The sequence below is a fragment of the Paraburkholderia acidipaludis NBRC 101816 genome, assembly GCF_000684975.1.
In the GTDB taxonomy this organism is placed as follows: domain Bacteria; phylum Pseudomonadota; class Gammaproteobacteria; order Burkholderiales; family Burkholderiaceae; genus Paraburkholderia; species Paraburkholderia acidipaludis.
Genome location: NZ_BAXZ01000014.1, coordinates 68,409 through 83,337, shown reverse-complemented (window position 1 = coordinate 83,337; position 14,929 = coordinate 68,409). Strand labels below are relative to the sequence as shown.

14 protein-coding genes and 1 pseudogene are annotated in these 14,929 nt (G+C 67.4%); 5 read left to right on the top strand and 10 right to left on the bottom strand.

Annotation, left to right across the window (positions count from 1 at the left end; all coding sequences use genetic code 11):
- Nucleotides 1-281: 281 nt before the first annotated feature.
- A pseudogene (gene hda / locus BAC01S_RS31560) lies at nt 282-1,016 on the bottom strand (DnaA regulatory inactivator Hda); the annotation flags it as partial.
- Between the two features lie 304 nt (nt 1,017-1,320).
- On the opposite strand from hda, the gene purM reads away from it, so the two are divergent.
- The gene (purM, locus tag BAC01S_RS16540; protein WP_027795771.1) at nt 1,321-2,382 is read left to right on the top strand and encodes a phosphoribosylformylglycinamidine cyclo-ligase; all 1,062 of its coding nucleotides are present in this window, start codon (nt 1,321-1,323) and stop codon (nt 2,380-2,382) included.
- 112 nt (nt 2,383-2,494) lie between these two features.
- Here the strand turns inward: purM and kynA are convergent, their stop codons facing one another.
- From kynA to kynB, 3 genes are all read right to left on the bottom strand, one after another.
- Nucleotides 2,495-3,445 (bottom strand): tryptophan 2,3-dioxygenase, encoded by a 951-nt coding sequence (kynA, locus tag BAC01S_RS16535; RefSeq protein WP_027795770.1) that lies wholly within the window; start codon nt 3,443-3,445, stop codon nt 2,495-2,497.
- A 10-nt stretch (nt 3,446-3,455) separates the two neighbouring features.
- Entirely contained in the window at nt 3,456-4,706 is a 1,251-nt protein-coding gene (gene kynU, locus BAC01S_RS16530; protein ID WP_027795769.1) for a kynureninase, read from the bottom strand.
- Between the two features lie 81 nt (nt 4,707-4,787).
- The gene (gene kynB, locus BAC01S_RS16525) at nt 4,788-5,426 is read right to left on the bottom strand and encodes an arylformamidase (protein ID WP_027795768.1); all 639 of its coding nucleotides are present in this window, start codon (nt 5,424-5,426) and stop codon (nt 4,788-4,790) included.
- Nucleotides 5,427-5,558: 132 nt separating this feature from the next.
- Here kynB and BAC01S_RS16520 point away from each other — a divergent pair, with 132 nt between their 5' ends.
- Complete coding sequence (locus tag BAC01S_RS16520; protein WP_027795767.1) at nt 5,559-6,065, top strand: Lrp/AsnC family transcriptional regulator; 507 nt, start codon at nt 5,559-5,561, stop codon at nt 6,063-6,065.
- 18 nt (nt 6,066-6,083) lie between these two features.
- Here BAC01S_RS16520 and BAC01S_RS16515 read toward each other — a convergent pair whose 3' ends face one another.
- Nucleotides 6,084-6,596: a flavin reductase family protein gene (locus tag BAC01S_RS16515; RefSeq protein ID WP_027795766.1), complete on the bottom strand. Its 513-nt coding sequence runs from the start codon at nt 6,594-6,596 to the stop codon at nt 6,084-6,086.
- A 198-nt stretch (nt 6,597-6,794) separates the two neighbouring features.
- On the opposite strand from BAC01S_RS16515, the gene msrA reads away from it, so the two are divergent.
- Nucleotides 6,795-7,343, top strand: coding sequence for a peptide-methionine (S)-S-oxide reductase MsrA (gene msrA / locus BAC01S_RS16510; RefSeq protein ID WP_027795765.1), 549 nt, complete (start codon nt 6,795-6,797; stop codon nt 7,341-7,343).
- Here msrA and BAC01S_RS16505 read toward each other — a convergent pair.
- The 3 genes from BAC01S_RS16505 to pdxH form a co-directional block, all read right to left on the bottom strand.
- Nucleotides 7,330-8,610: a DUF72 domain-containing protein gene (locus BAC01S_RS16505; RefSeq protein ID WP_027795764.1), complete on the bottom strand. Its 1,281-nt coding sequence runs from the start codon at nt 8,608-8,610 to the stop codon at nt 7,330-7,332. The two genes, msrA and BAC01S_RS16505, sit on opposite strands and share 14 nt — an antisense overlap.
- Before the next feature lie 85 nt (nt 8,611-8,695).
- Nucleotides 8,696-9,910 carry an SAM-dependent methyltransferase gene (locus BAC01S_RS16500; protein WP_027795763.1) on the bottom strand — a complete coding sequence of 405 codons (1,215 nt, stop codon included), beginning with the start codon at nt 9,908-9,910 and terminating at the stop codon, nt 8,696-8,698.
- A gap of 210 nt (nt 9,911-10,120) precedes the next feature.
- Complete coding sequence (gene pdxH / locus BAC01S_RS16495) at nt 10,121-10,756, bottom strand: pyridoxamine 5'-phosphate oxidase (RefSeq protein WP_027795762.1); 636 nt, start codon at nt 10,754-10,756, stop codon at nt 10,121-10,123.
- Nucleotides 10,757-10,957: 201 nt separating this feature from the next.
- Here pdxH and BAC01S_RS16490 point away from each other — a divergent pair, with 201 nt between their 5' ends.
- Nucleotides 10,958-11,821 (top strand): tRNA threonylcarbamoyladenosine dehydratase, encoded by an 864-nt coding sequence (locus tag BAC01S_RS16490; protein ID WP_027795761.1) that lies wholly within the window; start codon nt 10,958-10,960, stop codon nt 11,819-11,821.
- A 111-nt stretch (nt 11,822-11,932) separates the two neighbouring features.
- Here BAC01S_RS16490 and trxA read toward each other — a convergent pair whose 3' ends face one another.
- Together trxA and BAC01S_RS16480 are read right to left on the bottom strand one after the other, a co-directional pair.
- Nucleotides 11,933-12,781 carry a thioredoxin gene (gene trxA, locus BAC01S_RS16485; protein ID WP_027795760.1) on the bottom strand — a complete coding sequence of 283 codons (849 nt, stop codon included), beginning with the start codon at nt 12,779-12,781 and terminating at the stop codon, nt 11,933-11,935.
- A gap of 129 nt (nt 12,782-12,910) precedes the next feature.
- Nucleotides 12,911-13,792, bottom strand: a complete 882-nt coding sequence (locus BAC01S_RS16480) for a pirin family protein (protein WP_027795759.1) — start codon at nt 13,790-13,792, stop codon at nt 12,911-12,913.
- Between the two features lie 222 nt (nt 13,793-14,014).
- On the opposite strand from BAC01S_RS16480, the gene BAC01S_RS16475 reads away from it, so the two are divergent.
- Nucleotides 14,015-14,911 (top strand): EamA family transporter, encoded by an 897-nt coding sequence (locus tag BAC01S_RS16475; RefSeq protein WP_027795758.1) that lies wholly within the window; start codon nt 14,015-14,017, stop codon nt 14,909-14,911.
- The last annotated feature ends 18 nt before the right edge of the window (nt 14,912-14,929 follow it).

The following is a 14,929-nucleotide window of genomic DNA, read 5'->3' as shown; positions in this document are numbered from 1 at the left end:
ACCGCGTCGCGAAACGGCGCGCCGAGTTCGCTGTCGACGTTGTCGGTGGGCGTTGCGAAGGGAGCCGGTTGTGGCGCGCGTGCGTGCGCGGCGGGCGGGCGCGCTGGTTCATAGGGGGCCGGGGTTTCGGCAGACGGTGCGGCTTGTGCCGGCTCGCTTGCGCTGTTGGCGGACACCGGCGGCATCGGGTCCGGCAGATCGGGCGATCTGGGCTCGCCGCCGTTACTGTCACCGAAATCGAATTCGTCGCCCGCGCTGTCCGCCTGGCTCGCGCTGCCGCCGGATTCGCCGGCAAGATCCACCGGCGCCGCGGCGCCCCCCTGCGGCGGCACGCCGGCGGCCAGCATCGTGCGCAGAAGCGGCAGCGTCACCGCGCGCTTCTGCTCGAGCGAGAAGCGGTCGAGTGCGTCGAGCAGCGCCATCAGGCTCGGCATGTCGCGGCGAAAGTGCGTGAGCAGATAGGCGGGCACGTCGTCGGCGAGCGCAATGCCGCGCTCGCGCGCCGCGCGCTTGAGCACGGCGGACTTGCCTTCGTCGGAGAGCGGCGCGAGATGGAACACGAGCCCCCAGCCGAGCCGCGTGCGCAGGTCCTCGCGCACCGCGAGCCCCATCGGCGCCGTGTTGCCGGTTGCCACGAGCGCGCTGGTGGGATGCGCGCGCACCTCGTTGAAGAGGTTGAAGAGTGCGATCTGCTGGGCGCCCGAGAGCGCATCGCAGTCGTCCACGGCATAGATCGCGATGCGCGGGTCGAAGCCGAACGCCGCGAGCGCGCTTTGCGGCCCGAGATAGCGTGCGTGGCCGGGCGGCGCCTCGTGCACGAGCGCGTGCAGCAGATGGCTGCGCCCGTTGCCGGGCTCGCCCCAGATATAGAACGTGCGATCGGCAACCGGACCGGCGGCGAGCGCGGCGTCGAGCCCGCGCAGGCGCGCGACCAGCTCCGCGTTGGCGGCGGTGTGGAAGTTTTCGAAGGTCGAAGGCGGCGGCGTGCCGAGATCGAGCGTTAACTGTCGCTGCACGATGGTTTCAGGCGTAATTCAGTTCACTGGCGCGGCCTTGCCCGGCTCGGGAGCCCAGGCGCGTTTCCGCCCGGAACCGCGCGCGGAGACAGCGTGAAAGTCGGTATATCCGGTGACAAAACTCGGCGACAAACGAGGGTTTCCGGTCGTTGGGCGGCCCGCAGTCCCTGCCGGGTGCCGTATTGAGCACCGCGGTTGCCACCGCAGTTGTCACCTTGGTTGGCAGATTTCTCGACCTGGCCACGGCGGTGGGGCGCCGTCAATCGGTTAAAATCGCATTTTACCGACCTTCTGGCACTTCCCCATGAATCAACCGAAATCCGACCAGGGCGCTGGCGCCCAGGGCCTCTCGTACCGCGACGCCGGCGTGGACATCGACGCAGGCGACGCGCTCATCGACCGCATCAAGCCTTTTGCGAAGAAGACCCTGCGCGAAGGCGTGCTGGGCGGGATCGGCGGATTCGGCGCGCTCTTCGAAGTGTCGAAGAAGTACAAGGAGCCGGTGCTCGTGTCGGGCACCGACGGCGTGGGCACCAAGCTGCGTCTCGCCTTCAATCTGAACAAGCACGACACGGTGGGCCAGGATCTCGTCGCGATGAGCGTGAACGACATTCTCGTGCAGGGCGCCGAGCCGCTGTTCTTCCTCGACTACTTCGCCTGCGGCAAGCTCGACGTCGATACGGCGGCGACGGTCGTGAAGGGCATCGCCTACGGCTGCGAGTTGTCGGGCTGCGCGCTGATCGGCGGCGAGACGGCGGAAATGCCGGGCATGTACCCGGACGGCGAATACGACCTCGCTGGCTTCGCGGTGGGCGCGGTCGAGAAGAGCAAGATCATCGACGGCAGCACGATCGCCTCGGGCGACGTGGTGCTGGGCCTCGCGTCGAGCGGCATCCACTCGAACGGCTTCTCGCTCGTGCGCAAGATCATCGAGCGCGCGCAGCCGGACCTGAACGCCGACTTCGACGGCCGCACGCTGGCCGACGCGCTCATGGCGCCCACGCGCATCTACGTGAAGCCGCTGCTCGCGCTGATGGAGCAGGTGAAGGTGAAGGGCATGGCGCACATCACGGGCGGCGGCCTCGTCGAGAACATTCCGCGCGTGCTGCGCGAAGGCCTCACGGCCGAGCTCGACCATCGCGCCTGGCCGCTGCCGCCGCTGTTCACGTGGCTGCAGAAGCATGGCGGCGTGGCCGATTCGGAAATGCACCGCGTGTTCAACTGCGGCATCGGCATGGCCGTGATCGTCTCGGCCGATCAGGCCGACGAGGCGGCCGGGCTGCTGGCGGCCGCGGGCGAGCAGGTCTGGAAGATCGGCATCGTGCGCGAGCGCAAGGCAGGGGAAGCGCAGACAGTCGTGATCTGACCTGACCGGTCACGCGCGGCTTGCGTTCGCGCGAGCCGCCAGGGCGTTCGGAACGCCACAAAAAAGCCAGCGCAATGCTGGCTTTTTTCGTTCTCGCTTTGCGTAACCGGCGTTACAGCACCGTCCGCACGTGCCAGAGCTCGGGGAACAGCACGACGTCGAGCATCTTGCGCAGATACGGTGCGCCGTTGGTCCCCCCGGTGCCCTGCTTGAACCCGATGATGCGCTCGACCGTGGTGACATGCCGGAAGCGCCATTGCCGGAAGGCGTCTTCGAGATCCACGAGTTCCTCGGCCATCTCGTACAGATCCCAGTACTGCGAAGGATTGCGATAGACCTCGAGCCAGGCGGCCTCGACGGTGGCGTCGTGCTCCGTCTGCAGCGTCCAGTCGCGTGCGAGGCGCTCGGGCGCAATCGCGAATCCGCGCCGGGCGAGCAGACGGATCACTTCGTCGTAGAACGACGGCGCTTCGAGCGTCGCCTTCACTTGCGCGAGGATCTCGGGCCGGTGCTCGTGCGGCTTGAGCATCTGCACGTTCTTGTTGCCGAGCAGGAACTCGATCTGCCGGTACTGATACGACTGGAATCCCGACGAACTGCCTAGATAGGGGCGCATCGCCGTGTACTCGGAGGGCGTGAGCGTGGAAAGCACGTTCCAGGCTTGCACGAGCTGCTCCAGGATCCGGGAAACGCGCGCGAGCTGCTTGAACGCGGGCTGCAGCTCGTCGCGGTGCACGTTTGCGAGCGCCGCGCGCAGTTCGTAGAGCGCGAGCTTCATCCACAGCTCGCTCGTCTGGTGCTGCACGATGAACAGCATCTCGTTGTGGTCGGGCGAGAGCGGATGCTGCGCGTTGAGCACGGCGTCGAGCGCCAGATAGTCGCCGTAGCTCATCGACTTCGAGAAGTCGAGCTGGGCGTCGTGCCAGCCTTCGCCGGTTTGTGCCGCCGCACCGGGCGTCGGCTGAGAAGCCGCCGCGGCGCCGCCGAAAGGACAGCCGCCGCTCGGCGCGGTCTGGGTGACGCCCGCGTCGGGCATGCCGGGAACCTGCATGTGGTCGGTCATTTCGGTCTCCTCAGGTCACCGTGCCGCGTGCGGCGAATTCGGGCGCACGCCAGTGCTCGCCTGCGAGAACCTCGCGCAGCGTTTCGACGGCGTCCCAGACATCCACGTAACGCACGTAGAGCGGCGTGAAGCCGAAGCGCAGCACGCGCGGCTCGCGATAGTCGCCGATCACGCCGCGCGCGATCAGCGCCTGCATCACCTCATAGCCATGCGGATGCTCGAAGCTCACGTGCGAGCCGCGTTGCGCATGCTCGCGCGGCGTGACGAGCGTGAGATCGAGGCCGGCGCAGCGCGCCTCGACCAGTTCGATGAAGAGGTCGGTGAGCGCGAGCGACTTGCGGCGGATAGCCTGCATGTCGGTTTGCAAGAACACGTCGAGTCCGTTTTCGACGAGCGCCATCGAAACGATCGGCTGCGTGCCGCACAGGAAGCGGCCGATGCCGTCGTCAGGCCGATAGTCCGGGCTCATCTCGAACGGCTTCTTGTGGCCCCACCAGCCCGAGAGCGGCTGCGAGAACGCATTTTGATGATGCTTGGGCACCCAGATGAAGGCGGGCGAGCCGGGACCGCCGTTGAGGTATTTGTACGTGCAGCCCACCGCATAGTCGGCGTTCACGCCGTTCAGGTCCACGGGGACGGCGCCGGCCGAGTGCGCCAGATCCCACAGTGCCAGCGCGCCGCGCGCGTGGATCAGTTCCGTGAGCGCGCGCATGTCGTGCATGTAGCCCGTGCGGTAGTTCACGTGCGTGATCATCGCGATGGCCACGTCGTCGGTGAGCGCGGCGGGGAGTTCGGCCGGATCGTCCACGAGGCGCAGCTCGTAGCCGCGGTCGAGCTGCTCGATCAGGCCCTGCGCGATGTAGAGATCGGTCGGGAAATTCGAGCGCTCGGAAACGATCACGCGGCGCTTCGGATCGCGTTCGTTCTGCAGCCGCAGCGCCGCCGAAAGCGCCTTGAACAGGTTCACCGAAATCGTGTCGGTGACGACCACTTCGTCCTCGGCCGCGCCGATCAGCGGGGCGAGCTTGTTGCCGAGGCGGCGCGGCAGCGCGAACCAGCCCGCGGTGTTCCAGCTGCGGATCAGGCCGTCGCCCCATTCGCCGCCGATCACGGCTTGCGCGCGCGCAGCGGCGGCGCGCGGCGGCACGCCGAGCGAGTTGCCGTCGAGGTAAATGGTGTCGGGGGCGAGCGCGAACTGGTCGCGCAGCGCGGCGAGCGGGTCGGCGCGGTCGGCGGCCAGGGCGTCGTTACGGTCGTTCATGGAGGTCATGGGTGGTAGTGGCTGTGTTTCGGTATCCGGTTGGAAGCTGGGTGTCGTGTCCTCGGGCGGGCGCTCGGGCGCTCAGGCCGTGCGCGGCAGCGCGCGCAGCACGGCCCGCACGGGGCTCGCGTCGAGCGTCGCGAACTTGAGCGGCAGCGCGATCAGTTCGTAGTCGCCGGGCACGACAGCGTCGAGCACGATGCCTTCGAGGATCGCCATGCGGTGTGCGCGTATGCGGTGATGCGCGTCCATCGTTTTCGACTCCTGCGGGTCGAGCGAGGGCGTGTCGATGCCGATCAGGCGCACGCCACGCGCGGCGAACAGGTCGATCGTTTCCGGCGCAACGGCACAGAATGTGCTGTCCCACCGCCCCACGGGTGCCTGGCGGTAGGTGCGCAGCAGGACGCGCGGCGGCACGCCGTCGAGCGCATGCGCCACGTGCTCGGGCCGCACGAGCGGCGCCGCGCCGAGGCAGTGAATCACGCGGCATGGGCCGAGATAGGCGTCGAGCGGCACGGCGCCGATCGGCGCGCCGTGCTCGTCGTAGTGCAGCGGGGCGTCGGTGTGCGCGCCCGTGTGCGGCGAGAGCGTCACGCGCGCCACGTTCACGGGCGAGCCGGCTTCCATGCGCCATATACGTTCGACCCCGACCGGCGTGTCTCCTGGCCAGACGGGCGTTGCGGGATGGATGGGTGGGGAAATGTCCCAGAGGTCGTTCATGTTTTTGATCCGCATTCGCTGCTTGTGCTTCGAATGATAGGCAAGCTAGAGTGAAATGTGCTTGCGAAAAAAACGCCGCGGACCGGGGTTCCTGGCACATAATTTACGACAGGACGGGAATGGAGACCAAATATGAATGCAATCTCGCTGGACGCCACCGATTGCCGTATTCTCGCCGTGCTGCAAAACGAGGGGCGGATCAGCAACCTCGATCTGGCGGAGCGCATTTCGCTTTCGCCTTCGGCGTGTCTGCGCCGGCTGCGGCTGCTGGAAGAGCAGGGGGTGGTGGATCGGTATCGCGCGTGCCTGAACCGCGAACTGCTGGGGTTCGAAATGGAGGCGTTCGTGCAGGTGTCGATGCGCAATGACCAGGAAAGCTGGCACGAGCGTTTCGTGGCGGCGCTGCGCGACTGGCCGGAAGTGGTGGGCGCGTATGTCGTGACGGGCGAGACGCACTATCTGCTGCGCGTGCTCGCGCACAACCTCAAGCACTATTCGGATTTCGTGCTGAACAAGCTCTACAAGGCACCGGGCGTGATGGACATCCGCTCGAACATCGTGCTCACGACGCTCAAGATCGAGGCGGGCGTTCCCGTCGATCTGATCCAGCAGAGGGAAGCCAGAAGCGTCGTGGCGTGACGGGAGCGCTGCCCGGCCTCAGAGCGATTGCAACTGGTGGAAGGCGCCGGCATGGAAGACGAGCGGCGCGGCGCCGGCCAGGTCTTCGCGCACGCCGCAGCGCTCCACTTCGCCGACGAAGATGACATGGTCGCCCTCGTCGTAGCGGCTGCGGTTGTGGCACTCGAACCAGGCGATCGCGCCGTCCAGCACGGGCATGCCCGTGTTTCCGGCTGCGTGCGAGACGCCCTCGAAGCGATCGCCCTTCACGGTGGCGAAGCGTTTGCACAGGTCGAGCTGCGAGGCCGCGAGCACGTTCACGACGTAGTGGCTGTTCGTGCGGAACACGGGCATCGAGGCCGAGCGCGTGGCGAGGCTCCACAACACGAGCGGCGGGCTCAGCGAGACGGAGTTGAACGAGCTGGCGGTGATGCCGATCAGCTTGCCGTCCGGCGCGCGCGTCGTGATAACGGTGACGCCGGTCGCGAACTGGCCGAGGGCCTGGCGGAAGGCGGCGGCGTCGAAATTGGGCGGGGTGGCGCGGCGCGTCATCGGCGGGAGGCCCCGCCTGGCAGGAGCCGGCGAGGTGCGAGGAAAGTGGGTGTTGGGTTCGGTGTCATCTGGAAAACCGGCGTATTGTCACAATTTTAACGGATGCGCCGGGCGCCAGTCGGGCTTACACGTATCGCGTTCAAGGTTGCTGGCGGCGGCAAGTTGCCGGCCTCGGGTCAAGTTCAAGGAGTGAGCAGCATGAGTCAGACAGTCGAAGTCGCCATCTTGGGCGGCGGGTGTTTCTGGTGCCTCGAAGCGGTGTATCTGCGCGTGGAGGGCGTGGTGTCGGTCGAGTCGGGCTATGCGGGCGGCCAGGTCGCGAACCCGAGCTACGAGCAGGTTTGCGACGGCGACACGGGGCATGCCGAGGTCGTCGACGTGACGTTCGATCCGGCGAAGATCGGCTATCGCGAGATCCTGGACATTTTCTTCGCGATCCACGACCCGACTCAGCTGAACCGCCAGGGCAACGACGTGGGCACGCAATACCGCTCGGTGATCTTCACGCACTCCGAGGCGCAGCGCGAAACGGCGCTGCAGGCCATTCGCGAGCTGGCCGCCGAGGGCGTCTACGATGGCCAGATCGTCACCCAGGTGCTACCGCTCGACGGCAATTACTATCCCGCCGAGGCCTACCACCAGAACTACTTCGCGCAGCATCCGAATCAGGGCTATTGCGCGTTCGTCGTCGCGCCGAAGGTGGCGAAGTTCCGGCAGAAGTTCGCGCACCGGCTCAAGGCGGAGTGAGTGCTTCGGCGCCGTCTTCCGGCGCCGCCTCGCCCTTCAGCCGCAGGAATGCGTCCGCGATCGCGCGCGCGAGCTTCGCGCACGAGAGCGGCGCCGATCCTTCCGCCTTGTTGTTCGTCGTGATCAGCACGGGCTGGCCGGCCAGCGCGTAGCGCGCGGCCAGTTCGGCGAGCGCGTCGCGGGTGTGCGGGTCTTCGTCGACAAGCTTGTCGAACGGTTCGTAGCGCGCCTTCGCCTGTTCGTAGCGAAAACCGCCATGCAGGCTCCAGCGCACGATCAGCGGTCCGGCGGGCGTTTCACCGTCCATCAGCGCGAGCGCCGCGGCCTGGCGCAGCGGGTCGGGCATGCGCGCGTGCAGTCCCACGCAATAGCGCACACCCACCGCGCGCAACATGCGCACGAAGCGCGGCGTGAGCAGGATCGCATCGCGGATCTCGACCGCGTAGCAGGGGCCGTCGGCCGTGGCCGGCAGCGGAGGCAGCGCCGTGAGGAACGCGTGCAGCCGCTCGACGAATACGGCCGGATCGGCGAGCAGCTGATCGGGCAGCGGCGGAAACTGGAACACGAGCGCGCCGGCCTTCTGGCCGAGACCCGCGAGGCAGGGATCGACGAACTCGCTCGCGGCCAGTTGCGCGTTCAGGAAGCAGGGGTTGGCCGCAATCGGCTCGCCGCGTTCGCCGCGCACGCTGGCGTCGGTGATCGAGGCGGGCGCCTTCACGATGAAGCGGAAGTGGTCGGGCACCTGCTGCGCGTAGCGCAGGTAATCGGCGACGGAGAGCGGCGCGTAGAACGACCGGTCGATGCTCACCGACCGCAGCAGCGGATGGGCGCCATAGGCCGAGAGACCGTCGCGCGCGAGCTTGCTGTTGCTGTAGTCGTCGCCGTAGACGATGCCGCGCCAGCCCGGAAACGACCACGACGACGTGCCGAGCCGCACCTGCGGCGGCAAGTGGGCGCCAAGGTCGAGCGTGGCTTCGTCGGCCGCCATCGGCAGCACGCCGCGCGCGCGGCGTTTCGGAGCGGGAGCCGCGGGAGGAGCTTCGAAGCCGGCCAGCTCGCCCGTCGCGGGAGCGGGTTCGGCGGCGGTGTCTACCGGAGCGCCCTCTTGTTTCGCGCGTGGCGTTCTGGTCGCGGCGGGCTTTACGGGTGGCTCCGGCGCGACGAAGCCGAACAGGTCGGCCTGCGTGTCGGTTCGCGTATCGGCAGCGTGCGGCTCGTTGCGCGCGTCGGTGGAATCCCCGGCATCCGGGGCGTGGCGGTCGTTCATGCGTGTGCGGTCGTGCGGTTTCGATCGGGCAGGCCGCGCGCGCAGCGGTCGCGGCACCGTTACCGGCGCCGCGCCGCGATTCCCGTCACAGCGGCTTTTCGTACATATAGCGGCGCGACCAGGGCAGCGTGGTCGCGCTGCGGCCGGCCTTGCGGCAGACGATCTGGAAGATCGAGACGTCGTCGTGTTCGAACGCGTAAGCGCAGCCCGCGAGATACACGCGCCAGATGCGGAATTTCTCGTCGTCGACGAGCTTTTTCGCCTCTTGCGCGCGCGCCTCGAAGTTCTCGGACCAGATGTCGAGCGTGTGCGCATAGTGACGGCGCAGGCTCTCCACGTCAACCGCCTCCAGCCCGCCGCGCTGCGCCGCTTCGAGCGCGAGGCCGATATGCGGCAGCTCGCCGTCCGGGAACACATAGCGGTCGATGAACTCGCCGCCGCCCAGCGCCGTCTCGCCCGAGTCGGCGTCCGACGAGGTGATGCCGTGGTTCATGGCGACGCCGTCGTCCACGAGCAGGTCGTGCACCTTGCGGAAATAGCCCGGCAGATTCTTGCGCCCGACGTGCTCGAACATGCCGACGCTCGTGATGCGGTCGAACTGGCCGTCGATCTCGCGATAGTCCTGCAGGCGGATTTCGATGCGGTCCTCGAGCCCGGCGGCTTTCACGCGCGCCGTCGCGAGGTCGAACTGGTTCTGCGAGAGCGTGACGCCCACGCAGCGCGCGCCGAACTTCTGCGCCGCGCGCAGCACGAGCGCGCCCCAGCCGCAGCCGATGTCGAGCAGGCGCTGGCCCGGCTGCAGCTGGATCTTGGTGAGGATGTGGTCGATCTTCTTCAACTGCGCGGTGGCGAGGTCTTCGTCGCCGTTCTCGAAGTAGGCGCAGGAATAGACCATGTTCTCGTCGAGCCAGAGCTGGTAGAACTCGTTCGAGACGTCGTAGTGATACTGGATCGCTTTCTTGTCGGTGGTTTTCGAGTGCGTGAAGTAGCGCCGCACGCGTGCGAGCTTGCCGGCGCTCGTGACCGTGCTGCGGGCAAGCGAGTAGCCGATGTTGATGATGTCGGCGAGCTTGCCCTCGATGTCGATCTTGCCCTTCACGTAGGCCTCGCCGAGATTGTCGAGGCTCGGTTCGAGCAGTAGCGGCAGCGCGGACGCGCTGTTCACCTTCAGCGTGACCTGCGGCGCGGCGAAGTGGCCGAAGTCGTACTGCTGGCCGCTCCAGAGCACGAGGCGCGCCGGCAGGTTGGCCTGGTTGCGCACCTCGTCTACCCACTGTGCGAGTTTTTTCTCCCAGAACATGCGTTTTTCTCCGTGTCGATCCGGTGTTGGCGCTTTAGCGCTTTACTCCGGTCCCATGCGGGTTTGTGGCGGTCTGATAACGATGAAGCCCCAAGACAAAAGTGCAAAACGAATGACTCAAACGAACTGCGAGTGAACTGCCGGCAAACCTCGACCGCTGCGGACTGCGGGCGGCTTGGACGCGCATGGCCGGGCGGCGCTGGCGTCGGCCTACGGCGCGAGACGCTCGATGCGCCAGCCGGCGCCGTCGCGCGTATAGCGGATGCGGTCGTGCAGGCGCGACGGACGGCCCTGCCAGAACTCGATCGCGTCCGGCACGAGGCGGTAGCCGCCCCAGTGCGGCGGGCGCGGCGGGTTCTCGCCGTACTGCGCGCTGATTTCGCGCTCGCGCGCCTCGAGTTCCGCGCGGCTGCCGATCACGGTGCTCTGTTCGGAAGCCCAGGCGCCGATGCGCGAGCCGAGCGGGCGCGAATGGAAGTAGCCGTCGCTTTCCTCGGCGCTGGTTTTCTCGACCGTGCCCTCGACGCGCACCTGGCGCTCCAGTTCGATCCAGTGAAAGAGCAGGCTCGCATGCGGGTTGGCCGCGAGCTCGCGGCCCTTGCGGCTTTCGTAGTTCGTGAAGAAGACGAAGCCGCGCTCGTCGACGCCCTTGATGAGCAGGATGCGCGCCGCCGGACGGCCCGCGGCGTCCACGGTGGCGACGGTCATCGCGTTGGGTTCGGGCAGCTTTGCGTCGAGCGCCTGGGCGAACCAGGCCTGGAACTGGCGGATGGGATCGCGGTCGACGTCGGCGGCATCGAGCGAGCCGAGCGAGTAGTTCTTGCGGAGGTCTGCGAGGGTTGTCATGTTTTATGCGGACACTTCAATACCAACAAGTATAGCGAAGGACGAAAATCGCCGCGCACGCTCAACCCGGCGTCTTTCCTGCGATGCGGGCCGCCGGCGGCCGCGGAACGATCTCGTCCGATCAGGCAAAATACGGGTCTCGCGCGGATCGGCGATACGCTCGTCCGGTTCGCTTTCGCGCCTTTCTGAAGCTCCGCCGCCATGTCCAGTACCCCGATTTCGCCGCAAACCGATCTTACCGCGCCCCCCGTGACCGATGAAGCCGACCGGGCCCGCCGCTTCGGCGGCGTGGCGCGGCTTTACGGCGCACCGGCGCTCGCGGCGTTCGAGCGCGCGCATGTCGTGGTGATCGGCATTGGCGGCGTGGGGTCGTGGGTGGCGGAGGCGCTCGCGCGCAACGCGATCGGCAAGCTCACGCTGATCGATCTCGACAACGTGGCCGAGAGCAATACCAACCGCCAGATCCATGCGCTCGACGGCAACTACGGCAAGCCGAAGGTCGAGGCCATGGCGGAGCGCATCCGGCTGATCGACCCGGCCTGCGACGTGCGGTTGGTGGAAGATTTCGTCGAGCCGTCGAACTTCGACGCGCTGCTCGGCGGTGGCTTCGACTACGTGATCGACGCCATCGACAGCGTGCGCACGAAAACGGCGCTGATCGCCTGGTGCGTGGAGCGCCGGCAGCCGCTCATCACGGTGGGCGGCGCGGGCGGGCAGCTCGACCCTACGCGCATCCGCATCGACGATCTCGCGCTGACGATCCAGGACCCGCTGCTCTCCAAGGTGCGCGGCCAGTTGCGCAAGCACCACGGCTTTCCGCGCGGACCGAAGGCGAAGTTCAAGGTGAGCGCCGTGTACTCGGACGAGCCGCTCATCTATCCCGAGGCCGCGGTGTGCGACGTGGACCCCGAGGCGGAGCATCTCACCACGTCGCCGGGCCATCACGCTCCGGTCGGGCTCAACTGCGCGGGCTTTGGGTCGAGCGTCTGCGTGACGGCAAGCTTCGGTTTCGCGGCGGCCGCGCATGTGCTGCGCGCGATTGCGCATGGGGCTGTCGCGCGCTAAGCGGCTTCGGCGCGGCTGGCGCCTTTCGGCGCAACAAAAGAAAACGCACGGCGGTGTCAATGCCGTGCGTTTTTTGCGTCCACGCGGCGGTTGCCGCGCGCCTTGGTCGATTCAGTTGAGCATGGCGCTCAGCTTGCGCCGCCACTCGCTCACGAGCTGCGGCTGGTGTGCCGCGAGATCGAACACCGAGAGCATGGTCTTGCGGCCGATGTCGTCGCGGAACGTGCGGTCGCGCCTGACGATCTCGAGCAGCTGCTCGAACGCGCCGGCGTACTTGCGCCGCGCGATCAGCGCGTTGGCGAGATCGAAGCGCGCCTCCAGATCCTCCGGATGGGCGCTCACCTGCGCTTCGAGCGCATCGGTGGGCGGCAGGTCGGCGGCGGCGTCGAGCGCGTCGAGGCGCGTCTTGATCGCGTTGTAGCGCGGATCGATGCCTTGCGTCGTTTTCGGCGAGAGCAGTTCCGCTTCCTTGTGAGCTTCGTCGGCGCGGTTATCGGCCAGCAGCAGCTCGATCAGGTCCATGCGCGCGTCGTCGAAGCCCGGGTCGTAGGCCAGCGCGGCTTGCAGCGCGTCGTAGGCCTCTTCGCGGCGGCCTTCGGCCAGCGCTTCCTGGGCGGTGCGGCGCTCGGTGGCGGCGGGGTCGGGGATCAGGCCGTCGATGAACTGGCGCAACTGCCCTTCGGGCAGCACGCCGATGAACTGGTCGACGGGCCGGCCGTCCGCGAACGCGACGACGTGAGGAATGCTGCGCACCTGGAAATGCGCGGCAAGCTCCTGGTTTTCGTCGACGTTGACCTTCGCGAGCTTCCACTTGCCGCCGTATTCGGCTTCGAGCTTTTCGAGCATCGGGCCGAGCGTTTTGCACGGGCCGCACCACGGCGCCCAGAAGTCGATCAGCACGGGCGTGAGCGCCGATGCCTCGATCACGTCCTTTTCAAAAGTGGCCAGGGTGGTATCCATTGCGTCCTCGTTGGGTTTGCTCAATTGGGTTCGAGCAGTCATGCGCTGAGATGGGGACGATACGCGGCGGATTCAATCGCCGCGGTTTGCTCGTGCTTGCCTGCGGTTTGCTGGCCATCCAGCGCCGGCTCAATGCGGCTTCTTTTCCGGCAACGGAATCCATTCGGTTTCGCCGGGGACATGCCCCATTTCCTGGCGCGTCCACGCGGCCCTGGCGGCCTCGATCTTCTCGCGCGAGCTGGCCACGAAGTTCCATTCGATGAAGCGCTCGCCCTCCAGCTTCTCGCCGCCCAGCAGCATCACGCGTGCCCCGCCGGTGCTCGCGAGCGTGACCGTCTCGCCCGGCACGAGCACGGCCATCGTGGCGGCTTCGAGCGGCGTGCCGTCGATCGACAGATCGCCTTCCACGAGATACACGCCGCGTTCCTCGTGCTCCGCGTCGAGCGCGATCGCGCCGCCCGGCGCAAAGTCGCCCGCCACGTAGAGGGTGCCCGAGAAGGTCTCGACGGGCGAGGTCGCGCCGAACGCCGTGCCCGCGATCACGCGCAGCGCGACGCCGTTGCGCTCGATCTCGGGCAATGTATCGGCGGCGTGATGGAAGAACGACGGCTCGGTGTCCTCGTGATCGAGCGGCAGCGCCACCCAGGTCTGGATGCCGTGCATGGTCATGCTTCGCGCGCGATCTTCGTCGGGCGTGCGCTCCGAGTGGACGATGCCGCGGCCCGCGGTCATCCAGTTGACGTCGCCGGGGACGATCTTCTGGCTCGAGCCGATGCTGTCGCGGTGCATGAGCGCCCCGTCGAACAGGTAGGTGACGGTGGCGAGGCCGATGTGCGGGTGCGGGCGCACGTCGACGCCCGCGCCCGGTTCGAGCGTGGCCGGGCCCATATGGTCGAAGAAGATGAAGGGTCCGACGAGACGCGCGGCGAGCGCGGGCAGCACGCGCCGCACGAGCAGATTGCCGATGTCGCGCGTATGGGGCTTGAGGACCGCTTTGATCGATGAGGACATGGCGCTTCCTTGATGGATCGGTATGGGCACGCTAAACCTGAATGCGGCTGTATGCGGCTCGACGTGATTGGATACGGCGGCCGGCGCGCGGCGCCTCGGTTCTTTGTTGACGTCGCGCGCGAGCAGGCGCTCATTCTAACGCCCGCTGTCGGGCCATGCCGAGCGGCCGCGAGGGCGGCACGGTACACTCGCCAGTTCGACAAGAACGAAGCGGAGGAGGCGATGTCGCCGAAGGATCTGCTGTTCGCGCTGGTGGTGGTGCTGGCGTGGGGCGTGAATTTCGTGGTGATCAAGGTGGGCCTGCACGGCGTGCCGCCGATGCTGCTGGGCGCGCTGCGCTTCCTGCTGGCGGCGTTTCCGGCGGTGCTGTTCGTGAAGCGGCCGAACCTGCCCTGGAAGTGGCTTTTCGCCTACGGCCTGACGATCTCGTTCGGGCAGTTCGCATTCCTGTTCTCCGCCATGTACGTGGGGATGCCCGCCGGGCTCGCCTCCGTCGTGCTGCAGGCGCAGGCGTTCTTCACGCTCGGCTTTGCGGCGTTCTTCCTGAGCGAACGCTTTCATGCGCAGAATGTGATCGGCCTGCTGATCGCGGCGGGCGGCCTCGCGCTGATCGGGCTGCAGTCGGGCGCGGGCGGGGGCGCGCAGGCGATGACGCTCGCCGGCTTCCTGCTCACGCTCTGTGCGGCCGTGATGTGGGCGCTCGGCAACATCGTCACGAAGAAAGTGGGCAAGATCGATCTGGTCGGGCTTGTCGTCTGGGCGAGCCTGATTCCGCCGCTGCCGTTCCTCGTGTTGTCGTACGGCTTCGAAGGGCCGCAGCGTATCGTGGGCGCGCTCGAAGGGATCGGCGTGTCTTCGGTGCTCGCGATCGTGTATCTCTCGTTCGTCGCGACGCTGCTCGGCTATAGCCTCTGGAGCCGCCTGCTCTCGAAATATCCCGCAAGCCAGGTGGCGCCGTTCTCGCTGCTCGTGCCGATCGTCGGGCTCGCCTCGGCCTCGGTGCTGCTCGACGAGCATCTGACCGTCGCGCAGATCGGCGGCGCCGCGCTGGTCATGGGCGGGCTCGTCGTCAACGTGTTCGGGGGCTGGGTGCGGCAGCGGCTCGCCACGGCGCGCTAGTCTCGCCTCTCGCGCCGG